Origin of the sequence: Alistipes sp. i18-0019-D1, from assembly GCF_042852885.1 — a bacterium.
Taxonomy (GTDB): Bacteria; Bacteroidota; Bacteroidia; order Bacteroidales; family Rikenellaceae; genus Alistipes.
The window spans coordinates 2,248,581-2,269,942 of sequence record NZ_AP031424.1; the positions used below are offsets into that span (position 1 = coordinate 2,248,581).

The 21,362-nt window shown below is 60.9% G+C and carries 19 protein-coding genes, 1 tRNA gene and 2 pseudogenes; 17 read left to right on the top strand and 5 right to left on the bottom strand.

Features of this window, described 5'->3' with window-relative positions; genetic code table 11:
* From ACGHP5_RS09335 to ACGHP5_RS09385, 11 genes and pseudogenes are all read left to right on the top strand, one after another.
* Window positions 1-303: an urease subunit gamma gene (locus ACGHP5_RS09335; protein ID WP_290534019.1), complete on the top strand. Its 303-nt coding sequence runs from the start codon at window positions 1-3 to the stop codon at window positions 301-303.
* Window positions 304-414: 111 nt separating this feature from the next.
* A pseudogene (locus ACGHP5_RS09340) lies at window positions 415-708 on the top strand (urease subunit beta); the annotation flags it as partial.
* A gap of 146 nt (window positions 709-854) precedes the next feature.
* Complete coding sequence (locus ACGHP5_RS09345) at window positions 855-2,573, top strand: urease subunit alpha (RefSeq protein ID WP_290534021.1); 1,719 nt, start codon at window positions 855-857, stop codon at window positions 2,571-2,573.
* A 72-nt stretch (window positions 2,574-2,645) separates the two neighbouring features.
* Complete coding sequence (gene ureE / locus ACGHP5_RS09350; protein WP_290534022.1) at window positions 2,646-3,221, top strand: urease accessory protein UreE; 576 nt, start codon at window positions 2,646-2,648, stop codon at window positions 3,219-3,221.
* An 11-nt stretch (window positions 3,222-3,232) separates the two neighbouring features.
* Window positions 3,233-3,925 carry an urease accessory protein UreF gene (locus ACGHP5_RS09355; protein ID WP_290534023.1) on the top strand — a complete coding sequence of 231 codons (693 nt, stop codon included), beginning with the start codon at window positions 3,233-3,235 and terminating at the stop codon, window positions 3,923-3,925.
* Between the two features lie 25 nt (window positions 3,926-3,950).
* Complete coding sequence (ureG, locus tag ACGHP5_RS09360) at window positions 3,951-4,622, top strand: urease accessory protein UreG (protein WP_290534024.1); 672 nt, start codon at window positions 3,951-3,953, stop codon at window positions 4,620-4,622.
* Window positions 4,619-5,533, top strand: coding sequence for an urease accessory protein UreD (locus ACGHP5_RS09365; protein ID WP_295903298.1), 915 nt, complete (start codon window positions 4,619-4,621; stop codon window positions 5,531-5,533). Before ureG ends, ACGHP5_RS09365 begins: the two co-directional genes overlap by 4 nt.
* A gap of 30 nt (window positions 5,534-5,563) precedes the next feature.
* Entirely contained in the window at window positions 5,564-6,604 is a 1,041-nt protein-coding gene (gene yut, locus ACGHP5_RS09370) for an urea transporter (protein ID WP_295903295.1), read from the top strand.
* 28 nt (window positions 6,605-6,632) lie between these two features.
* Complete coding sequence (locus tag ACGHP5_RS09375) at window positions 6,633-7,619, top strand: energy-coupling factor ABC transporter permease (protein ID WP_290534027.1); 987 nt, start codon at window positions 6,633-6,635, stop codon at window positions 7,617-7,619.
* Window positions 7,616-8,425: a cobalt ECF transporter T component CbiQ gene (gene cbiQ / locus ACGHP5_RS09380; protein ID WP_337757135.1), complete on the top strand. Its 810-nt coding sequence runs from the start codon at window positions 7,616-7,618 to the stop codon at window positions 8,423-8,425. Before ACGHP5_RS09375 ends, cbiQ begins: the two co-directional genes overlap by 4 nt.
* Window positions 8,422-9,183: an energy-coupling factor ABC transporter ATP-binding protein gene (locus ACGHP5_RS09385; RefSeq protein ID WP_290534029.1), complete on the top strand. Its 762-nt coding sequence runs from the start codon at window positions 8,422-8,424 to the stop codon at window positions 9,181-9,183. Before cbiQ ends, ACGHP5_RS09385 begins: the two co-directional genes overlap by 4 nt.
* A gap of 3 nt (window positions 9,184-9,186) precedes the next feature.
* Here the strand turns inward: ACGHP5_RS09385 and ACGHP5_RS09390 are convergent, their stop codons facing one another.
* Complete coding sequence (locus tag ACGHP5_RS09390) at window positions 9,187-11,151, bottom strand: MFS transporter (protein ID WP_337757133.1); 1,965 nt, start codon at window positions 11,149-11,151, stop codon at window positions 9,187-9,189.
* Window positions 11,152-11,353: 202 nt separating this feature from the next.
* On the opposite strand from ACGHP5_RS09390, the gene ACGHP5_RS09395 reads away from it, so the two are divergent.
* Complete coding sequence (locus tag ACGHP5_RS09395) at window positions 11,354-13,255, top strand: TonB-dependent receptor (protein ID WP_337772619.1); 1,902 nt, start codon at window positions 11,354-11,356, stop codon at window positions 13,253-13,255.
* A 14-nt stretch (window positions 13,256-13,269) separates the two neighbouring features.
* Window positions 13,270-14,748, top strand: coding sequence for a nucleoside hydrolase (locus tag ACGHP5_RS09400; protein ID WP_390566356.1), 1,479 nt, complete (start codon window positions 13,270-13,272; stop codon window positions 14,746-14,748).
* 13 nt (window positions 14,749-14,761) lie between these two features.
* Here ACGHP5_RS09400 and ACGHP5_RS09405 read toward each other — a convergent pair whose 3' ends face one another.
* On the bottom strand, window positions 14,762-15,322 hold the full coding sequence (locus ACGHP5_RS09405) for a hypothetical protein (RefSeq protein ID WP_390566358.1): 561 nt from the start codon (window positions 15,320-15,322) through the stop codon (window positions 14,762-14,764).
* A gap of 639 nt (window positions 15,323-15,961) precedes the next feature.
* Here ACGHP5_RS09405 and ACGHP5_RS09410 point away from each other — a divergent pair.
* Window positions 15,962-16,855: a HEPN domain-containing protein gene (locus ACGHP5_RS09410; RefSeq protein ID WP_390566359.1), complete on the top strand. Its 894-nt coding sequence runs from the start codon at window positions 15,962-15,964 to the stop codon at window positions 16,853-16,855.
* Window positions 16,856-17,091: 236 nt separating this feature from the next.
* On the opposite strand, the gene ACGHP5_RS09415 is transcribed toward ACGHP5_RS09410, so the two are convergent.
* Window positions 17,092-17,167, bottom strand: a tRNA-His gene (locus ACGHP5_RS09415).
* A gap of 232 nt (window positions 17,168-17,399) precedes the next feature.
* Between ACGHP5_RS09415 and groES the strand changes: the two genes are divergently transcribed.
* The 3 genes from groES (at window position 17,400) to ACGHP5_RS09430 (ending at window position 20,554) form a co-directional block, all read left to right on the top strand.
* Window positions 17,400-17,669, top strand: coding sequence for a co-chaperone GroES (groES, locus tag ACGHP5_RS09420; RefSeq protein WP_022062262.1), 270 nt, complete (start codon window positions 17,400-17,402; stop codon window positions 17,667-17,669).
* Between the two features lie 15 nt (window positions 17,670-17,684).
* Window positions 17,685-19,316, top strand: coding sequence for a chaperonin GroEL (gene groL / locus ACGHP5_RS09425; RefSeq protein WP_290534035.1), 1,632 nt, complete (start codon window positions 17,685-17,687; stop codon window positions 19,314-19,316).
* A 323-nt stretch (window positions 19,317-19,639) separates the two neighbouring features.
* Window positions 19,640-20,554, top strand: a complete 915-nt coding sequence (locus tag ACGHP5_RS09430) for a DMT family transporter (RefSeq protein WP_295903269.1) — start codon at window positions 19,640-19,642, stop codon at window positions 20,552-20,554.
* 46 nt (window positions 20,555-20,600) lie between these two features.
* Here ACGHP5_RS09430 and ACGHP5_RS09435 read toward each other — a convergent pair.
* Together ACGHP5_RS09435 and ACGHP5_RS09440 are read right to left on the bottom strand one after the other, a co-directional pair.
* Window positions 20,601-20,726: pseudogene (locus ACGHP5_RS09435) on the bottom strand (aquaporin); the annotation flags it as partial.
* Window positions 20,727-21,314 (bottom strand): phosphoglycerate mutase family protein, encoded by a 588-nt coding sequence (locus ACGHP5_RS09440; protein ID WP_295903267.1) that lies wholly within the window; start codon window positions 21,312-21,314, stop codon window positions 20,727-20,729.
* Between the last annotated feature and the right edge of the window lie 48 nt (window positions 21,315-21,362).

Here is a 21,362-nt window from a genome sequence, read left to right on the forward strand (position 1 = left end):
ATGCACTTGACACCGAAAGAGATTGACAAGTTGATGCTGCTTTCACTGGGCATGGTCGCCGAAAGGCGCCTGAAGAAAGGGCTGAAACTGAATTATCCCGAAGCCGTAGCCTATATCACATCTACCGCTTTGGAAGGAGCACGGGAAGGCAAGACCGTGGAAGACGTTATGAAGGGGGCGGCGGCCGTACTGACGAAGAACGACGTCATGGAAGGCGTCGCCGACATGATCGACCTGCTGCAGGTCGAGGCCGTATTCACCGACGGCTCGCGCCTGGTCAGCATCCATCATCCGATTAAGTAATTTAAAACAAGCGAATCTATGACTACAACGAATCCCGCCCCTGCGAACAATCAGGCCCAGGCGGCGAGTCTTTATCCGAATAAACCGGGCTTCAAACCTGCACAACCCGTCATCGTCGGAGGGGAAATCCTGATGAGCGACCCGATCGAGTACAACACCGGGCGCAAAACCGCGAAACTGGTCGTACGCAACACCGGCGACCGGCCCATCCAGGTCGGCTCGCATTTCCATTTCTTCGAGGTCAACCGTTATCTGGAATTCGACCGCGACGCCGCGTTCGGCTGCCACCTGAACATCCCCGCCACGACGGCCGTCCGTTTCGAGCCGGGCGACCAGAAGGAGGTCGAGGTCGTCGCCTATTCGGGCAAGCGCCGCGTGATCGGCTTCAACGGCCTGGTGATGGGCTACACCGGCGAGGAAGATGCCCCCACCTATTTCCCGGCGCGCATCAAAGCCGTGGCCAAAGCCCGGAAGAGAGGTTTCAAAAGCATCCCGGAGAGCGATGCCGCTGCCGCTGCGAAACAGAGTAACAACACCAAAAAATAGAGGATATGGCAACAATTTCACGTCAAGAATACAACAACCTGTTCGGTCCGACCGTTGGCGATAAAATCCGGCTGGGCGATACCGACCTGTACGTTGAAATCGAAAAGGACCTGCGCGAATACGGCGACGAAGTCGTCTACGGAGGCGGCAAAACCCTCCGCGACGGTATGGGCCTTGCGAATACGATGACTTCGGAGGAGGGTTCGCTGGACCTGGTGATCACCAACGTCACGGTCATCGACGCCAAGCTGGGCGTGGTGAAAGCCGACGTGGGCATCAAGAACGGCAAGATCGCCGGCATCGGCAAGTCGGGCAATCCCAACATCATGCACGGTGTGCATCCCGACCTGGTCACCAGTGCCGCCACCGACGCCATTTCGGGCGAACACCTGATCCTGACCGCAGCCGGCATCGACGGTCACGTGCACATGATCTCCCCGCAGCAGGCATACGCCTGTCTGAGCAACGGCATCACGACCGTTTTCGGCGGAGGCATCGGTCCCACGGACGGCAGCAACGGAACCACCATCACCTCGGGCCGCTGGAACATCGAGCGCATGCTGGAGGCGGTCGAGGGGCTTCCCATCAACGTCGGCCTGCTGGGCAAGGGCAACTGTTCGATGAACCAGCCGCTCGAAGAGCAGATCGTGGCCGGGGCCTGCGGCCTGAAGATCCACGAGGACTGGGGTTCGACCCCTGCGGCGATCCGCGCCGCGCTGGGCGTCGCCGACCGTTTCGACGTGCAGGTGGCCATCCACACCGACACGCTCAACGAGAGCGGATATGTCGAGGACACCATCGCCGCCATGGACGGCCGCACGATCCACACCTACCACACCGAGGGCGCCGGCGGCGGCCACGCCCCCGACCTGCTGAAGGTGGCTTCGATGCCTTACGTGCTTCCCTCGTCGACCAACCCGACCCTGCCCTTCGGCATCAACTCCCAGGCCGAGCTGTTCGACATGATCATGGTCTGCCACAACCTCAATCCGAAGATTCCGTCGGACGTGGCCTTCGCCGAGAGCCGCGTGCGTCCCGAGACGCAGGCGGCGGAGAACGTGCTCCACGACCTGGGCGTGCTGTCGATGGTGTCGTCCGACTCGCAGGCCATGGGCCGCATCGGAGAATCGTTCATGCGTACGTTCCAGATGGCGTCGTTCATGAAGGATGCCTGCGGCAAGCTCGCCGAGGATTCGGACGGCAACGACAACTTCCGCGTGCTGCGCTACATCGCCAAGATCACGATCAACCCGGCCATCACGTTCGGCGTCTCCGACTACCTCGGTTCGGTCGAGAAGGGCAAGTGCGCCGACCTCGTGCTCTGGGAGCCGCAGTTCTTCGGTGCCAAGCCGAAGATGGTCATCAAGGGCGGCTTGATCAACTGGGCGAACATGGGCGATCCCAACGCGTCGCTCCCGACACCGCAGCCGTGCTACTATCGTCCGATGTACGGCGGTTTCGGCAAGGCGATGCCCGAAAGCTGCCTGTCGTTCGTTTCGAACGCCGCGTTCCAGAACGGCATCAAGGACCGGCTCTGCCTGAAACGCATGGTGCAGCCCGTGCGCCGCACGCGCCAGCTCACCAAATACGACATGGTGCGCAACGGCGGCGTGCCGAAGATCGACGTCAACCCCGAGACCTTCGACGTGCTCGTGAACGATGTGCGGGCCTATGTCAAACCGGCCGAGAAATTCCCCTTGAGCCAGTTGCTCTGGTTCTCGTAATCCTGACTTTTTTCCGGGAGCATGCCGCAGGGTGTGCTCCCGGAAATTAAAACCGACTTAAAAACGAATCCGATGAAAATATATACGGAAATCATAGGCAATTTATACGACCCCGAATGGGTGAAGAAATCGCAGGACGCCGAAGTCGAGTATATCGACCTCGATCAGTGGACGGCCCAGAAAAGCCGTTTCGTGGTCAGCAGCGACCGTGCGAACGAATACGCCGTGGCACTGAAACGCCATTCGCAGATGCTCGACGGCGACGTGATCGAATACCTGCCCGAACAGCGTAAGATCGTGGCCATCCGCATCCGGCTCAACGATGTGCTCGTTGCCGACCTTTCGGCGCTGGCCCGCGAGAAACCCGAGACGATCATCCATATTTCGGTGGAGCTGGGACACGCCATCGGCAACCAGCACTGGCCGGCCGTGGTCAAGGGAACGAAGGTCTACGTTCCGCTGACGGTCGACCGGAAGGTGATGGACAGCGTGATGCGCACACACCACATCGAGAACGTGACCTGGTCGTTCCAGCCCGGTTCGGAGATCATTCCCTACCTGGCGCCCCACGAGATCCGGCGCCTGTTCGGCGGCACGGGGCCCGACAGCGACGTGCACCACCATTACGAACACGCGCACGCGCATTAAACCGATACCTCATGTCCGACAACGCAACAACCGTCATGCGGCTGCTCGAATTCACCGATTCGGCCTTTCCGGTCGGGACATTCTCCTTCTCCAACGGGCTGGAAACGGCCGCCGAGGAGGGATTGGTCCACGACGCCGCGACGCTCGAACGATATACGCAGGACATCGCCCGGCAGGCCGCCTTCACCGACGGCGTCGCGGCGCTGCACGCTTTCCGCAGCTACCACCTCGGCTATTACGAGGGTATTCTCAATGCCGACCGGCAGGCGATCCTCTGCAAGATGAACGCCGAGGCGCGCCTGATGACCCGGCGCATGGGCAAGAAGCTGGCCGAACTCTCGAAGCACATCTTCCCCGACGAAACCGTCGCGCTGTGGCTCGGCGACATCGTCGACGAACACACCCCGGGAACCTACCCCGTGGCGCAGGGCATCGTCTTCGCCGCCTGCGGCATCCCGGAGAAGGAACTTTTCTGCTCCCACCAGTACGGCGTGGTCAACATGGTCGTGAGTGCGGCCCTGCGCTGCGTGCGCGTCTCCCACTACGATACGCAGCGCATTCTTTTCCGGACCGCCGAATCGCTCGACGAACTGTACGCCAAGGCGAGCGACATGGATTTCGACGACATGTACACCTTCGTGCCGCAGATCGACATCCTGGCCTCGCTCCACGAGAAAGGGACCAAACGCATGTTTATGAATTGACCGTTAAAAAACAAACGAACACATTATGAGCAACAATACAACTTGCAGAATCGGAATCGGCGGCCCCGTAGGCTCCGGCAAAACGGCGCTGATCGAGGCGATCACCCCGCGTCTTCTGGACATGGGTTACAAAGTGCTGGTCATCACCAACGACGTCGTGACCACGGAAGACGCCAAACATGTGCGCAAAATGCTGAAAGGCGTGCTGGTCGAGGAACGCATCATCGGCGTGGAGACCGGAGCGTGTCCCCATACGGCCGTGCGCGAGGACCCCTCGATGAACATTGCGGCGGTCGAGGAGATGGAGGCCCGTTTCCCCGACGGCGACGTGGTGCTGATCGAGTCGGGCGGCGACAACCTCACCCTCACGTTCAGCCCGGCGCTCGTGGATTTCTTCATCTACGTGATCGACGTGGCCGCCGGGGACAAGATTCCCCGCAAGGACGGACCGGGCATCTCCCAGTCCGACATCCTCGTGATCAACAAGACCGACCTGGCGCCCTACGTCCATGCCGATCTGGAGGTGATGCGGCACGACTCCGAGCTGATGCGCCCCGGCAAGCCGTTCGTCTTCACCAACTGCATGACGGGCGAGGGGATCGACGATCTGGTGACCCTGATCCGCCGGATGGCGCTTTTCGATATCGACAAGAGCCGGCAGGAAGTTTCGGAACCCGTAACCGGCGCCGTACAATGAATTTCGCAGCAGCCAAAGAGATGAGTCCCTACCTTGAGGAGCCGAAGGCGATGCCCGTCGGCACACCGGGCAAAACGGGATATCTCTATCTGGGTTTCGAACTCGACGGCGACGGCAAGTCGATCATGCGCGATCTGGACCGGCATGCGCCGCTGATCGTCCAGCAGGAACTCTATTTCGACGAAGGCATGCCCGAGATGCCGTGCGTCTACATCCTCTCCTCGGGAGGTCCCAATGTGGACGGCGACCGTTACGAACAGCATTTCGTAGTCCGCGAGGGAGCCTATGCCCATATCTCGACCGGCGCGGCGACCAAGCTGGCCGAGATGCGCTACAACTATTCGGGGTTGAAACAGGTTTTCGAACTCGAAGAGAATGCCTATCTGGAATACCTGCCCGAGCCGACCATCCCGTGCCGTCACACCCGGTTCATCGCCGACACGGCGATCCGGATCGCGCCGTCGGCCACGCTTTTCTATTCGGAGGTCTACATGAGCGGGCGCAAGTATTTCGATGGGGGCGAGACCTTTCAGTACGACATTCTCTCGGTCTGCTCCCACGCTGAACGTCCCGACGGGGAGCAGCTGTTCCGCGAAAAATTCATCATCCGTCCCGGAGCCTGCCCGCCGGGTACGCTGGGCGCGATGAACGGCTACGACGTTTTCGCCAACGTGATCGTCATGACGCCTCCGGAGCACGCCGACCGGATTTACGAGGCCACGCCGGCCTTCATCGACCGCGACCGCCGGCTGGCGGCCGGCATTACGCGCCTGCCCAACGACGCGGGGCTGCTCTACAAGGTTCTCGGCGAGGAGACCGGCCCGGTGAAGAAACTCATCCGTGAATTCTGCTCCTCCGTCCGGCTGGAAGTCAAGGGCAGGCCTTTGCCCGAGGAGTTCCCGTGGCGGTAGGAGTCCTGTTAATAGTTAAACATTGAAAGTATGGCAAATACAATCGCTCAATCCGGAGGGGCCGGCGGTTCCTTGGATTTCGTCAAGATCCTGCTGCGCGGCACGGGGCAGGTGATGTTTCAGAACAGCGCGTGGACCGGACTGCTGTTCATGATCGGTATTTTCTGGGGTGCTTACATCGAAGGCCAAGGGCTTGTAGGCTGGGGCGCTCTGCTGGGCGTGATCGTCTCGACGGTGACGGGTTACCTCCTCGGATTTCCAGCCAAAGACGGCGAGCAGGGGCTTTGGGGCTTCAACGGCGTGCTGGTGGGCTGCGCTTTTCCGACGTTCATGGGCAACACGGTCTGGATGTGGCTGGCGCTGGTCCTCTGCGCGGCGCTCACGACGTGGGTCCGCGCGGGCTTCAACAACGTCATGGCGCCCTGGAAGGTCAATTCGTTCACCTTCCCGTTCGTCTTCTGTACGTGGATGTTCCTGCTGGCGGCGCGCGCCATGCACGGCCTTCCGACGACCCACATGGCCGATCCGGCCCTTCCGGCGGCCTTCTCGTCGTTCGAGAGCATCCGTTTCGTCGATCTCGTGGTTTACTGGCTCAAGGGCATCGGTCAGGTATTCCTGATCAACTCCTGGGTCACGGGCATCTGTTTCCTCGTGGGGCTGTTCCTTTGCAGCCGCTGGGCGGCGCTGTGGGCCGCGATCGGTTCGGCGCTGGCGCTGCTGGTGGTCATCGCCCTGAAAGCTTCGGGGTCCGACATTTCGGACGGTCTCTACGGATACAGTCCCGTGCTGACGGCCATCGCCCTGGCGACGGTGTTCTACAAGCCGAATTTCCGCTCGGCGCTGTGGGCCGTTCTGGGTATTCTGGTCACCGTATTCATCCAGGCGGGCATGTACATGCTGATGGCGCCCGTGGGGATCGCCACCCTGACGGGGCCGTTCTGTATCGCCACGTGGCTGTTCCTGCTGCCGCTCATCAAGTTCGACGAGGAGGAGAAACCCGACCACTCGAACTGGAATCCCGAAAACAAAAAGCACCTGGCCATGCAGCAGCCGGGGGCCGACAAGAAGTAAATAACCTTAAAAACGACAGCCTATGCACATGTCCGACGCTCTGGTGTCCCCGCCGGTATTCGTCGCCACGGGAGCCGTGTCGCTGGCCCTGTTGGGGGTGGCGGCCTGGAAAGTGAAGCACGCGAAAAACGACCGCCGCGAAGCGGACGGGGACAGCGAACGCATCGTCCCGCTGATGGGCGTCATGGGCGCATTCGTCTTCGCCGCCCAGATGATCAACTTTTCGATTCCGGGCACGGGGTCCAGCGGCCATTTGGTCGGGGGCATCCTGCTGTCGGCCATACTGGGACCGTGGGCGGCGCTGATCACGCTGGCTTCGGTGCTGGTGATCCAGTGCCTGGCCTTCGCCGACGGCGGGTTCATGGCCTTGGGCGCCAATATCCTCAACATGGCCGTGTTCTCCTGTCTGGTGGCCTATCCGCTGATCTTCAAGCCGCTGATGAAACCCGATGCCTCGCCGGGACGGATTCTCGCCGCGTCGGTGCTGGCGTCGGTGGCCGGGCTGGAGCTGGGGGCGCTGGCTGTGACCGTCGAGACCGAAGCGTCGGGCATCACGGCGCTGCCCATGGGGCAGTTCCTGCTGTTCATGCTTCCGATCCACCTGTTCATCGGCATCGGCGAGGGACTGGCCACGGCGGCGGTGATCTACGTCGTGCAGCGGTACAAGCCCGAGCTGTTGTCCGGCGTCTGCAGGCGGAAGCCCGCCGGGAAGCGGAAATTCGGCAAGGCCCTGGCGGCCATTGCCCTGGCGGCGCTGCTGATCGGCGGGTCGTTCTCGTGGGTCGCCTCGTCGGACCCCGACGGTCTGGAGTGGTCGATCACGAAGGTGGCCGGCCCGGCCGGGCCGGAAGCCGAACCCGACGGACTGCACCGCACGGCGGCCGCGGTTCAGGAGAAGACCGCCGTGATGCCCGATTACAATACGTCGTTTGCCGGAATCGTGGGTTGCGGGGCCATCCTGCTGGTCGTGTTCGGGGCTTCCCGCCTGTTCCGCGCCGGACAGAAGCAGGGATGAAAAACCGGTTGCAGCATGTGCTCTGCGAGTTGGATGCGATGGAGCGGACCGCGCGCATGCGGAGTCCGCTCCATGCGCTGGATGCCCGCGCCAAACTCCTTGTCACGGTGGTCTTTCTGGTGACGATGCTCTCCGTGCCCCTTTCGAGGCTTTCGGAACTGCTGGCGTTCGCCGTGTTCCCGATCGTCACGGCCGCGATGGGCGGGCTGAACTTCGGAGCGGTTTTCCGCCGTTCGCTCATCGTGCTGCCGCTGGTCGCCTTCGTCGGCGTCTTCAATCTCTTTTACGACCGCGAGCCGGTCTTCCGCATCGGAACGGTGGTCGTCACCGCCGGCTGGGTCTCGTTCCTGTCGATCATCCTGCGCGGCCTGCTGTCGGTGCAGGCGCTGCTCATCCTCATCGGCAGCACGGGCTATTACCGTCTCTGCCGGAGCATGCAGCGGCTGGGCCTGCCGTCGGTCTTCACCACGCAGCTGCTCTTCGTCTACCGTTACCTCTACGTGCTGATCGAAGAGGCGCTGGCCATGCGGCGCGCCCGCGACGCGAGGAGCTTCGGCCGCAGGTCCTATCCGCTGAAGGTCTGGGGCACGCTCGTCGGGCAGCTGCTGATCCGTACCTTCGAACGGGCCGAACTGATCAGCCGTGCCATGCTGGCACGCGGATTTACGGGGCGAATTCCGGCGGATGTTTTTGAATCTCCGGCATGGAAAATGCGCGATACCGTATTTCTCGCCGCATGGTGCTCGGCGCTCCTGCTGCTGCGCCTGTTCCATCCGGTCGAAACCCTTTCAACCCTGATCCGATGAGCCACCACTACCTGCTGTTCGACGACGTGCATTATCGTTACCCCAACGGTTACGAGGCGCTCCGGGGCGTGTCGTTCCGCATTACGCACGGAGAGAAGGTGGCTCTCGTGGGAGCCAACGGGGCCGGAAAATCGACCCTGCTGCTGCATACCGACGGGTTGCTGATGCCTTCGCAGGGCGAAGTGGTGATGGGCGGGATTACGCTCACGCGCAGGACCCTGCCGCTGGTGCGGCAGTCGGTGGGGCTGGTTTTCCAGGACTCCGACAACCAGCTTTTCATGCCCACTGTCGAGGAGGACGTGGCCTTCGGTCCGTCGAACATGCGCCTCGAACCGCATGAAATCGAACGCCGTGTGGCGGAGGCGCTCGACGCCGTCGGGGCATTGCACCTGCGCAAGTCGTCGCCGTTCCAGCTCTCCGGCGGCCAGAAGAAGCGTGTCGCCATCGCGACGGTCCTTTCGATGGAGCCGTCGATCCTCGTCATGGACGAACCGACCTCGAACCTCGATCCCCGGGCCAGGCGGCAGATCATCGACCTGATCCGCCGCTTCCGCCACACGACGCTCATCGCCACGCACGACATGGAGATGGTGCTCGACCTCTGCGACCGTACGATCGTCATGAAGGACGGCAGAATCGTCGCCGACGGCAGCACGCGGCACATCTTCGGCGATCTGGCGCTGCTCGAAGACTGCGGTCTCGAACAGCCCGCCGGGCTGCGGCTGAAACGCGCGCTGGAGGCGGGATGCCTTCTTTAGCGGTCAGTCGCGGCGGATTTCCGGGCGGACGGCCCGGCCCTTGTCGGGGAGCACCTCCCGGCCCACGACGGCCGTGACCAGCGCGCCGAGCAGCTGGACGCCGATCGTCACCCCCAGCACCAGCCCCGCGCCGCCCCATTTGAGCAGTATCGGGATGAAGACGACTCCCATGACGGCCCCCAGTTTGCCGAAGGCCGCGGCCAGTCCCGCCCCCGACCCGCGCTCGGCGACGGAGTAGATTTGCGGCGGGATGATGAAGGTCATCAGGTGGGGTCCCGCGTTGAGGAACAGTTCGAAGAGCATGAACCCGGCCACGGCGATCCAGACCGGCCAGTGAAGCTGGTAGGCCGCCAGCAGGATGGCCATGCCCAGGGCGCAGAGGATGAAGCCCCAGGTTTGGGTCCGCACGTGATACCAGCGGTTGACGAGTGCCAGCCCCAGCACGAATCCGGGCAGGATGAAGAGGTTGATGTATGTGGTCAGCCGGACCGAATCGGTGATTTTGGAAAAGGCGGACTCGGAACCCGATTCCATCCCCAGGGCCATGACCAGCACGGGCAGGAAAACCCCGATGCCGTAGACACCCAGTCCTTCGCAGGCCCACGGCACGCCGCTGAAGACCACCTTCTTGATCTGTCCGCGTTTGAACAGGTCGCTCCACGCCACCTTCGGCATCTCCGTTTTTTTCGGCCGGTTGCGGATTTCACCGATCTCCACGTCCGGCCCCAGGAAGTAGCGCACGGCTTTTTCGGCCTCGGGGATGCGTCCGTGGGCGATGAGCCATCCGGGGCTTTGTTCGAAACGGATGCGGCAGAGCAGCATGACGGCCGCCATGGCCCCGACGAGCAGCAGCAGGCGGTTCCAGTCGTGCGGGTCGTTCCACGCGCGGAGCAGGAAGAAACAGATGCCCGCCACCAGGATGTTGCCCAGCGACGAGGCGGCTTTCGCCACGCCGACCATCAACAGTTTCCAGCGCCGGGGCATGATCTCGGAGATGTAGTCCGAATCGAGGCTGTAACCGCCCCCGATGCCCAGCCCCATGAAGAACAGTCCCGCGACCAGTCCGAAAAGGTCGTCGCTGAAATAGGCGAACAGCGATGCGGCGAGGATCAGGGCCGGACAGAAGCGGAAGAAAAACAGATAGCCCCGTTTGTCGCTCCACGCCCCGAAAAGCATCGACCCGATCATGATGCCCACGAGGCTGGTCGCGGCGACGGCTCCCTGCTGGAAGGAGGTCAGTCCGGGATGGCGGAACAACTGGATCATCGGCAGGATGATGCCGACGAGCGTGGCCAGCCCCGCTCCGGTCACCTGCCCGAGCGAAGCGACGGCCAGCACCCGGAAATGGCCCCGGCGCAGGGGCATCGTGTCCATATTCACCGTCTCTCCGGGCGGCGTGCCGGTCGTTTCGCGGGGCTTGTTCCATGCGTTCCAGCGTTCGAGCAGCCAGACCAGCGCGATGCCGACCCCGACGCCCACGACCGATTCGAAGAAGCGCAGCAGGCAGTTTTCCGCCGGGGAGATGTGGGGCGTCATCTGCGAGACGAGCAGGATGATCAGCAGCGTGATGGTGGAGATGCGATCGTTTTTGTAGACACCGAGCAGCATGCAGAGCATCTCCAGCGCGAAGACCGATCCGAGCATTCCCACGATCGAGAAGGGCCAGATCTTGAGGTAGATGTAGGCGATGAGCGCCCCGAGCAGGGTCCCGAGGACCCGGATCCATCCGGCACGCAGTGAGTCCCGGTAGCTCTGCGACTGCAGGACGACCACGACCGACGTGCAGGCCAGCATGGCTCCAAGCCAGCGCGACGCTTCGTGCAGCGGCCCCGTCACGTAGATTCCCGTGAGGTAGGCCAGCAGGATGCCGATGCAGGAGATGAACGAAACGGAAGGGTGCATGCGTCCGACGGCTTCGTGCAGATGCCACCGAATCCGTGACAGAATCTGTTGCCGGCTGTTTTCCATATTGAACGGTTTATGCCGCTCCGAATAACAAGAAACGCGCCGAAACGGGTCCGGCGGGCCTTTTCCGGGAATTGTTCGTTTTATCCGCGCATTTGGAACGGAAATTGGTGGATGCGGGGGATATGCGCCGGGGCCACTCTGCGCGGCGGCAAACCTTCAGCCTGTCGGATTATTCATTGTCTAATATATAAAATGCGAGAAAATGAGGTCTAAACTGATTCTGATGCTGCTGTTCGGCGGCATTGCCCCCGTGTGCGCCGTACGTTCCCAGGACGCCGACAGCCTGCGCAAGGAAAAAATCTATCCGATCGGCAAGGTGGTGGTCACGGGAACCCGGCATGAAACCGACATTCGGCATCTTCCGATGACCATTTCCGTCGTCGACCGGCAGAAAATCGAGGAGGGTTTCCAGCCTTCGCTGCTGCCCACGCTGACCGAGCAGGTCCCGGGGCTGTTCGTCACCGGACGCGGCCTGATGGGCTACGGCGTTTCGGGCGGCGCGGCGGGGCAGATGACCCTGCGCGGCATCGGCGGCACTGCGACGGGAGGCCCCACGACGGGACTGCTGGTGCTCATCGACGGGCATCCCCAGTACATGGGGCTGATGGGCCATCCCATCGCCGACGCCTACCAGTCGATGCTGGCCGACCGGGTCGAGGTCGTGCGCGGCCCCGCCTCGGTGCTCTACGGCTCGAACGCCATGGGCGGCGTGATCAACATCGTGACGCGCAAAATGGCCGAAGACGGTGTGAAAACCAATGTCCATGCCGGCTACGGCTCCTACAACACGCTGGAGACCGAAGCCACGAACCAGCTGAAATACGGGCGTTTCACCAGCACGGTCACCGGGTCCTATAACCGCACCGACGGACACCGTAAGGACATGGGCTTCGAACAGTACGGAGGCTATGCCAAGCTGGGCTACCAGATTACCGACGAATGGGATGTTTACGCCGACGTGAACCTCACGCATTTCAACGCCCAGAATCCGGGAGCCGTGTCGGCGCCCATTCTCGACAACAAACAGCACATCACCCGCGGCATGACCTCGTTTGCGCTGCGCAACGACTACGGAAAGACCTCCGGCGCCCTGAGCTTTTTCTACAACTGGGGCCGTCACAAGATCAACGACGGCTATTCGCCCGGCGCCGAACCGCTCGATTACCGCTTCAATTCCCGCGACAGGATGCTGGGCGTGTCGTGGTATCAGAGTGCGTCGCTCTTCACGGGCAACCGTCTGACCGTGGGCGTCGACTACCAGCACTTCGGGGGCAAGGCCTGGAACCGCTATCTCAACGGCGATCCGGACAAGACCACGGCCGACAAAACGATGGACGAAGTGGCGGGATACGTCGATTTCCGCCAGAGCCTGACGCACTGGCTGACGCTCGACGCCGGGCTGCGCCTCGACCACCATTCGCATGCGGGCACGGAGTGGATTCCCCAGGGCGGGCTGTCGTTCCTGCTGCCCCGCAACGCCCAGATCAAGGCGATGGTCAGCAAGGGATTCCGCTTTCCGACCATCCGCGAGATGTATATGTTCCCGCCGCAGAATCCGGACCTGAAGCCCGAGAAACTGATGAACTACGAACTTTCGTTCACGCAGCGGCTCCTCGGCGGCGCCCTCTCCTACGGAGTCAACGTCTTCTACATCGACGGCGACAACATGATCCAGACCCTCCCGGTCAACGGCCGTCCGATGAACGTCAATACGGGCCGGGTCGAGAACTGGGGCGTGGAAGGCGACGTCGCCTGGCGGATCTGTGCCGCGTGGTCCGTTTCGGCCAATTACAGCTATCTGCACATGGCCTATCCGGTCGTCGCCGCTCCCGAACACAAACTCTACGTCGGGGGCGCCTTCACACGCGGCCGGTGGAACGCCTCGACGGGCATTCAGTACGTGCACGGGCTTTATACGCAGGTGAAGCCCAAAGAACTGACCGACAGTTTCGTGCTGTGGAATGCCAACGTGACCTTCCGCGTGACCCGCTGGCTCGACCTGTTCGTCCGCGGCGAGAACCTGCTGGCGCAACGCTATGAAATCAATGCGGGCTTCCCGATGCCGAAAGCCACGGCGCTGGGCGGCTTGAATGTAAACTTCTGATACGATCCGACGATATGACATTCCGTTTACGACACATTTTTTTCCGTGCGGCCCTGTCGGCCGCGAGTCTGTTTTTCCTCGTCCCGGCCGTTTATGCGCATTCGGGCAAGGCGCGCTTCCATGCGATCATCGACACCGACGGGGCGGCCGACGATCTGCGCACGCTCTGCATGCTGCTGGGCAACCGCGAGGTGGAGGTGCTCGCCGTCACCACCTCGGAAGGCGCCCTGCCTCCCGCCGAGTCGGCCGCGTCCGTGCGGGCGCTGCTCGACGGATTTTACCACGAGGGCGTCCCGGTCGGTGCGGGGCATCCGACCGGAGCGGCCGCTCCGGTGTGGAGGACGCATTCCCGGCAGGTGGACTGGGGCGACACGCTCTCCGTCCGGACCGCCTTTCCCCCGGCGCAGGCGCTGATCGCCGAAACGCTCGAAGACGAGGAGGAGAAGGTCTTCTTCATCGCACTCGGCGCGCTGACGAACGTCTGCGACGCACTGCGCGAAAATCCGGCCCTCGGCGACCGGATCGACCGGATCGTTTGGTACAACAACCAGGCGGAGCCGCTGGCCGGGGCCAACTTCGAAGCGGACAGCGTCGCGGCCCGCGCGGTGCTTGCGAGCGGCGTTCCCGTGGCGGTCGTGTCGGCGAACCCGGCGTGCCCGCTCGTCGTGACCCGCCCGCTGCTCGATTCGATAGCGGCCGTACCCACCGTCTATGCCCGGAAAATCGCCGATACCCACCGCGCGGCTCCGCTGGCGAAACTGGTCGATGCGGGGCATTTGCAGGCCTGGGACGATCTGGTTGCCGTCTGGCTGTTCGCACCGGAGCTGTTCGTGCCCCGGGAGGTGAGCGGCAGCGTGACGTCGTACAGCCTTCCGGACGAGGCCTCGGCCGGGCGGGCGCAGGCTGAAATCCTTGCCATCCTCCGCGGAAAGCCCGATACGGAGAGCCGGGTGTTCTACGGATTTCCGGTCCTGCACGAACTCTATGCCGCGGATGTCGTGCCGATGGTCGACGAGACGATCGCCCGCCACGGGCCGAGCGAGTGGCGGGCCGGGGTGCTGACCAACGAACTGCACGGACACCTGGGAATCTACGCCACCATCGGGGTCAAAATGGGAATCCGGGCCCGCGAATATTTCAACATCGGGGTCGACGACATCGAGGTGACGACTTATGCAGGGCACAATCCGCCGATCAGCTGCATGAACGACGGTTTGCAGGTCGGCACGGGAGCTTCGGTGGGGCACGGGCTGATTACCGTGGCGGAGACCGATGCGCCGCGTCCCGAAGCGCGTTTCAGCTTCAAGGGCAAAACGCTCCGGCTGGCCCTGAAACCCGAATACGCCCGGCGCATCCGCGACGACGTGCGGAGGGGAATCGAGCTTTACGGGGACCTGACCGAGCCGTACTGGCTCTATGTACGGGAACTGGCCCTACGATACTGGCGCGATTTCGACCGGCATGAAATCTTCGATATGTATGTCGAAGAGTAGCGCCGGCGGGCGGTTACTTATGGATGCAATCCAATGTCTTCACCGTGTCGTACTCCGCTTGCAGCCTGGCGGCGGCCGACGCATTGCATGCGCTGATTAACGGCTCGATCCGCTCGGCATCGGCTTCGGTCAGGGAGTATCGCTCCATGACCGACGGGCTTAATACGACGGGGCGGTTCCTGCGCATCCGCCGTTCGCAGAGCAGCTGCACCCGCCCGGCGTAAAGTTTCAGGATCGCATTGTCGTCGAGTTCTTCCACATAGGAGATTTTCAGCCCCGCGAACAGGATGTAGAAGTAATCTCCCGGGTGGAATGTCGCGGCGCTGTCGAGAAACTCCCGCAGGGTGAATGATTGGCGGTCGCACAACTCGTCGATATAGCCCGAATAGCGGACGATCGAGAACAGCGGCCTGGGCAGGCTGTCGCAAAGGGCATAGATGTAGTGGCGTTCGCGGTTCAGGCGGTCGAAGAATGCGGTGAGCGTGACGGTCTGCAATTCGAAGAGCGACTTGTCGCGCTTCAATTCCCAGTCCCGCTCTTCGTGGATCGGATAGGGTAGATCTGCTTTCGGCATGGCGGTAAAGTTTAGGTGGTTGGATGGGGATGGAAAAGGACGGCCGGGCATGGGTTTACCTGCATGTCGCTGCCAGATTTCAGGAGCCTGCCCGCCGTCCTTATGGAGAACTCCGGCAAACGGTACGGCAGTGTCCGGCGACCTTGGCCGCCGGACGATATATTCGCCTCAAAATAGATTTGCCGTGACATTCGACCGGGGTTGATGATTGTGTGTGAGTGCGCCCCGGAGAGAAATAAAAAAGGGGCGCATTTGCAGCCCCTCGCGCCGGTCATAGGAAACCGTGATTGGATGCTGTCCTGCGCCCTTGCCTGTCCCGCCCCTGAAGGGCAGGACATAACAAGGACTGACAACCATTATACCAATCACAAACCCTCCCGAAAGAGGTTCCTATGTTCGCACGAGGTACAAAGAGTTGTTTACCCTTTATATTATGTTATGTCCGTCGGCTATGCCGAATCGTGATAATCCCTTAAAGTCTGCATGGTTCTTGCCTTTTCGGTTTGTTCCCGGACGGCCTCTGCCGTCCCCTCTACAACAAACCTGCTTCAAGGAATCGTGAAACAAATATACGAATAAAAACGAAATAAGCGCAGTCTGTCTATGTATTTCCGGGAATTTCTTCATAAATTTGTGAGTATGAAGAACTCGATAAACTTCCTGCCCGAACGCAAGCGGAATGACCTGCGCGAACTTGTCGGCCTGATCCGCGACGAGGTGCGGGATGTCGTTATGATTATCCTTTACGGCAGTTATGCGAAGAATACCTATGTCGAATGCGACGAGCGCCGCGATTTCGGGGTGAAGACCTATTACACGAGCGACTACGACCTGCTGGTCGTCACGAAAAAACGGCTCGGAGTGCGCGAGGGAACCGTGGCGACCCGCGTAAACGCCCGCTTCATGGATGGCAGGGACAACGAGTTCCAGACCCGCCCGCAGCTTATCAACGAGAGCGTTTCCAAACTGAACGACGCGCTTTCCGAGGGCCGCTATTTCTATGTCGAGATTCTGGCGCAGGGCATTATGCTCTACGATTCGGGAGAATATCGGTTGGCTACGCCGCGGGAGCTGGATTATGCCGAGATTAAAGAAATGGCAGAGGCGTATTATAAGGACAAATATTCTGACGCTGAAGATTTCTTATTTCATGCTAAAATCGCACAAGAAAGGGGAACCTATCAAATGTGTTCTTTCATGTTGCATCAGGCAACGGAGAACTTTATAAAGACGATTCCGCTGGTTTACGTGCTCTATGGCTATAAGGAACATGACCTTGAATTTCTGATCGAGAAATGCAAACCCTATACGCTGGACTTGGCAAAGGTGTTTCCGCGTGACACCGACGAAGAGGAACGTCTGTTCAAGCTTCTGCAACGCGCCTACATCGAAGCCCGCTACAACAAAAAGAACTTCGCCGTCACCAAGGCCGACATCGACGTCCTCATCCCCTGGATCGAACTATTGCGCGACATCGTGGAAAAGGTTTGCCGCGAACGGATTGACGAATATTCGCGGTTGGCGGAAAAATAATTCTGCGGCGGTCAAAGCGAGTGTAAGCCTGTTCGGCGGGTTAAGGTGCTGCAAAAGAGTGCGATGATCCATGAATGGCGACCGGTTTCGGCTGGCTGAAGATTGGTCGCTCTGCGGTCTTGGAAAGCTGCTTTCCGTTGCTTTTCCCGGCTCGGGCCTAAAAACGAAAAAACCTTACATATCGCTGATACATAAGGTTTTTACGCTGTTTTGCAGTTTGTTGCAACTGCTTTCAAGGGTGGAAGATGGGGCTCGAACCCACGACCTTCGGAACCACAATCCGACGCTCTAACCGACTGAGCTACATCCACCGTGTGATACGAGTTCGTCGTATCGGGATGCAAATGTAATACGATTTTTCGGTCCGTGCAAAAAAAACGGCTGAAAAATCGTCCCGAAATGCGGGAAATGACAAAATGGCAGTCGCCTCTGCTCGTTTGTCACGCAAAATCTGCCAAAAACCGGTTGGCACATCTATTGATGGGATAGAGGTTGCGAAAGCGAATAAAACATATTATATCAAACAAATTTAAAACACAAAGCTATGAACGTAAAACCATTATCGGACCGCGTGCTGATTCTTCCGAATCCCGCGGAGGAGAAGACGGCCGGCGGATTGATCATCCCCGACACGGCAAAGGAGAAACCGCTGGCAGGCAAGGTCGTTGCAGTAGGCCCCGGAACGTCGGAGGTCAAGATGGAGGTCAAGGAGGGCGACCAGGTGCTCTACGGCAAGTATGCCGGCCAGGAGATCCAGGTCGACGGCGTGGACTACCTCATTATGAAACAGAACGATATTTTGGCAATCATCTAAATTCGATAAACAGTCATGGCAAAAGATATTAAATACAACGTAGAGGCGCGCGAACTGCTCAAGGAGGGTGTCGACGCGCTGTCGAACGCCGTTAAGGTAACGCTCGGTCCCAAAGGCCGCAACGTGATCATCGACAAGAAATTCGGTGCTCCGCAGATCACCAAGGACGGTGTGACGGTGGCCAAGGAGGTGGAACTGGAGGACGCTTTCGCCAACATGGGCGCCCAGATGGTCCGCGAAGTCGCTTCGAAGACCAACGACGATGCGGGCGACGGTACGACCACCGCAACCGTGCTGGCGCAGTCGATCATCAGCGTCGGCCTGAAGAACGTGACGGCCGGGGCCAACCCGATGGACCTGAAGCGCGGTATCGACAAGGCCGTTACGACGGTCGTGGAGTCGCTCAAGAAGCAGAGCCAGGAGGTCGGTTCGGATTTCGCCAAGATCGAGCAGGTGGCCACCATTTCGGCCAACAACGACGAGACGATCGGTAAGCTGATCGCCGAGGCGATGGCCAAGGTCAACAACGAGGGCGTCATCACCGTCGAGGAGGCCAAGGGCACGGAGACCCACGTCGAGGTGGTCGAGGGCATGCAGTTCGACCGCGGTTACATTTCAGCCTACTTCATCACCGATACCGAGAAGATGGAGGCGCAGCTCGAAAAACCCTATATCCTGATCACGGACAAGAAGGTTTCGACGATGAAGGAGCTGATGGGCGTGCTGGAGCCGGTGGCCCAGAGCGGCCGTGCGCTGCTGATCATCGCCGAGGATGTCGACGGCGAAGCCCTTTCGGCGCTGGTTGTCAACAAACTCCGCGGCACGCTGAAGATCGCCGCCTGCAAGGCTCCGGGCTTCGGCGACCGTCGCAAGGAGATGCTCGAAGACATCGCCGTCCTGACGGGCGGAACCGTGATCTCGGCCGACAAGGGCATGAAGATCGAGGATACGACCCTGGAGATGCTGGGTTCGGCCGACAAGGTGACGCTCAACAAGGAGAACACCACCATCGTCGACGGCGCCGGCAAGAAGGAGGAGATCGCAGCCCGTGTGGCGCAGATTCGTGCCGGCATCGACAAGGCTACGTCGGATTATGACAAGGAGAAGCTGCAGGAGCGTCTGGCCAAGCTGGCCGGCGGCGTTGCCGTGCTCTACGTCGGAGCCGCTACGGAGGTCGAGATGAAGGAGAAGAAAGACCGTGTCGACGACGCGCTGGCCGCAACCCGTGCAGCCGTCGAGGAGGGTATCGTTCCGGGCGGCGGCGTGGCTTACATCCGTGCCACGGCGGCTCTCGAAGGCATGAAGGGCCAGAACGAGGATCAGACGACGGGTATTCAGATCGTGAAACGTGCCATCGAGGAGCCGCTCCGTCAGATCGTCGAGAACGCCGGCGGCGAAGGCTCGGTGGTCGTCAACAAGGTGAAGGAGGGCAAGGACGCCTTCGGTTACAACGCCCGCGACGACAAGTACGAGGACCTGCTGAAAGCCGGTATCATCGACCCGACGAAGGTGTCGCGCGTAGCGCTCGAGAACGCCGCTTCGATCGCCTCGATGTTCCTCACCACGGAGTGCGTGCTGGCCGAGAAGAAGTCCGACGCTCCCGCCATGCCGGCGATGCCCGCAGGCGGTATGGGCGGCATGATGTAGGCTTTCCCGTGATAACGGCACACCTGCCGAACATCATTCAAATCCCCGAACGGGACGTACTTCGAGTACTACCCGTCCGGGGATTTTTCGTGATGCCCGACATCTGCGCCGCTCTGACGGGAAAGTGTTCCTGCCCCGTTCTTCACGATGCACGGAACTCTCCGGCTTGAAATCAGAATCCGTCCGGGCCGGGTGGGGTATCCGGCATTTTGCGCCGCTCCGGCAAAATACGGCCTGCATTCCGGACCGGACCTTGCATTTGCAGGGTCCGGTTTCGTTTTGCCGGCTGTTTTTCGTATCTTTGCGGCGGAAAAATCCACATTATGAAAAAAGGTATTCTCTACGCCGTGCTGGCCTCGGTATTGTGGGCGATTGTCAATCCGTTCATCAAGCAGGGGTTGAGCTACGATTTCTCGCCGATGAATTTCGCGGGCCTGCGCTTCACCGTTGTCGGAATCATTCTCTTCGCCTACACCTGGCACCGCGGCATGTGGCGCGAGATCATGCAGCACCGGCGGCTTTTCGGCAACCTGATCCTGATCAATATGTTCATGGGCTATACGGCCTTCTATTTCGGTGTCGATTTCGTCAGCGGGGCCATCAGTTCGATCGTCATGGGACTCACGCCGCTGATCAATGTGCTGCTGGCGCACCTCGTGGCCAGCAACGACCGCCTGAACCGTTACAAGGTCGTGAGCCTTGCAGTGAGCCTCGCGGGACTGCTGCTGATCGTCGGCACGGGCAGCGACGGTGCGCCGCTCGACTGGCGCGGCATCGGGGGTATCGTCCTGCTGCTGGCCTGCATCCTGTTCCAGGGGTACTCCGCGATTTCGGTTTCGGAGGACAAGGGCAAGGTCGACCCGATCTTCCTGAATGCCGTGCAGATGTTCTTCGGCGGCCTGCTGATTTACGGCGTGGGCATCGCGGCGGAGGGTTTCCACCCCTTCTGGGCCAAGCCTGTTGGGTTCTATGCGAGTCTCGGCGTGCTGGTCTTCATTTCGGTCTTCGCCTTCAGTTTCTGGTTCATGGCCCTGCGCACCGAGGGTACGAAGGTCAGCGACATCAATATGTGCCGCCTGATCAATCCCGTCCTGGGGGCCGTGCTGAGCTGGGTCATGCTGCCCGGCGAATACCCCGATTTCAGCACCGTGGCGGGCATGGCGGTCATTGTCAGTTCGCTGGTCATCTACTTCAGGGGCGAGGCGATCGTCCGGCGGTGGCGGCTGCGCCGGCATTGACGCAAAACGGACCGTCCCTCGAAAGGAACGGTCCGTTTTTTTAGGCTGCGGCGTCCTTGCCGCTCGTGCGCTTCGAGAGCCATACGCCGAGCGTGATGGCCGGATTGATGTGGCAGCCCGAAATGCCGGTAAAAGTTGCGGGCGGCTCCGGGCGGACGGTGTTTACGGGAATTTACGGCATCCACTCCAGGATGCCGTCGACGGGGTTTGCCGCGCGCCACGCCTCGAATTCGGCATAGGTGCGCACGCCGTCGCGCAGGACCGCCTGATAGTATTCGATGCCCATGATTTTCACGGTTTCGGGCGTGTCGTATTTGATTTGTAGAATGGCTTGCCGCGTTTCGTCGGTCAGCACGGCGGCGATCCGGTCGGCCACGCGTTCGAAATAACCGTCCCAGGCCGAGCCGCGGGGCATGTGGATCATGTCGATCTGCCAGAGCCGCTCGTCGGCGTCGGCATACCATGCATGCCATTCGAGGCATTGGTCCTGCGCGTCGAGCAGGTTTCCGTACTCGATGCGGCGGATGCGGGGGTTTCCGGCCAGCCGGGCCATGGCGGCGAAACTGTCGGCCACGCGCAGCGGGGCGGAGTAGATGTGGAAGTCGATGTCGCGGTGCGTCATCAGCAGGCCCGTGCGGAGCGAGCCTACGAGGTTGGGTTCAGCGCCCACCGAGCGCCAGATGGCCTCCAGGTCGGTGTCGCGGATGATGTCGCGGGCGCGCTGCTGGTTGGCGGCCGCAATTTCGAGGATGTCGTTCATATTGCGCTTTTTGAGGGGTTATAACGGCAGGCGGAGCGGTCGGGCCGC

Bases quoted from the DNA above. Each gene is read 5' to 3' on its own strand.
- ACGHP5_RS09410 (WP_390566359.1), top strand. From the start codon at position 15,962: ATGAAGAACTCGATAAACTTCCTGCCCGAACGCAAGCGGAATGACCTG.
- groES (WP_022062262.1), top strand. From the start codon at position 17,400: ATGAACGTAAAACCATTATCGGACCGCGTGCTGATTCTTCCGAATCCC.
- ACGHP5_RS09345 (WP_290534021.1), top strand. From the start codon at position 855: ATGGCAACAATTTCACGTCAAGAATACAACAACCTGTTCGGTCCGACC.
- cbiQ (WP_337757135.1), top strand. From the start codon at position 7,616: ATGAAAAACCGGTTGCAGCATGTGCTCTGCGAGTTGGATGCGATGGAG.
- ACGHP5_RS09400 (WP_390566356.1), top strand. From the start codon at position 13,270: ATGACATTCCGTTTACGACACATTTTTTTCCGTGCGGCCCTGTCGGCC.
- ACGHP5_RS09385 (WP_290534029.1), top strand. From the start codon at position 8,422: ATGAGCCACCACTACCTGCTGTTCGACGACGTGCATTATCGTTACCCC.
- ACGHP5_RS09335 (WP_290534019.1), top strand. From the start codon at position 1: ATGCACTTGACACCGAAAGAGATTGACAAGTTGATGCTGCTTTCACTG.
- ACGHP5_RS09430 (WP_295903269.1), top strand. From the start codon at position 19,640: ATGAAAAAAGGTATTCTCTACGCCGTGCTGGCCTCGGTATTGTGGGCG.
- ACGHP5_RS09440 (WP_295903267.1), bottom strand. From the start codon at position 21,314: ATGAACGACATCCTCGAAATTGCGGCCGCCAACCAGCAGCGCGCCCGC.
- ACGHP5_RS09365 (WP_295903298.1), top strand. From the start codon at position 4,619: ATGAATTTCGCAGCAGCCAAAGAGATGAGTCCCTACCTTGAGGAGCCG.
- yut (WP_295903295.1), top strand. From the start codon at position 5,564: ATGGCAAATACAATCGCTCAATCCGGAGGGGCCGGCGGTTCCTTGGAT.
- ureE (WP_290534022.1), top strand. From the start codon at position 2,646: ATGAAAATATATACGGAAATCATAGGCAATTTATACGACCCCGAATGG.
- ACGHP5_RS09355 (WP_290534023.1), top strand. From the start codon at position 3,233: ATGTCCGACAACGCAACAACCGTCATGCGGCTGCTCGAATTCACCGAT.
- ACGHP5_RS09395 (WP_337772619.1), top strand. From the start codon at position 11,354: ATGAGGTCTAAACTGATTCTGATGCTGCTGTTCGGCGGCATTGCCCCC.
- ureG (WP_290534024.1), top strand. From the start codon at position 3,951: ATGAGCAACAATACAACTTGCAGAATCGGAATCGGCGGCCCCGTAGGC.
- ACGHP5_RS09375 (WP_290534027.1), top strand. From the start codon at position 6,633: ATGTCCGACGCTCTGGTGTCCCCGCCGGTATTCGTCGCCACGGGAGCC.
- ACGHP5_RS09390 (WP_337757133.1), bottom strand. From the start codon at position 11,151: ATGGAAAACAGCCGGCAACAGATTCTGTCACGGATTCGGTGGCATCTG.
- ACGHP5_RS09405 (WP_390566358.1), bottom strand. From the start codon at position 15,322: ATGCCGAAAGCAGATCTACCCTATCCGATCCACGAAGAGCGGGACTGG.
- groL (WP_290534035.1), top strand. From the start codon at position 17,685: ATGGCAAAAGATATTAAATACAACGTAGAGGCGCGCGAACTGCTCAAG.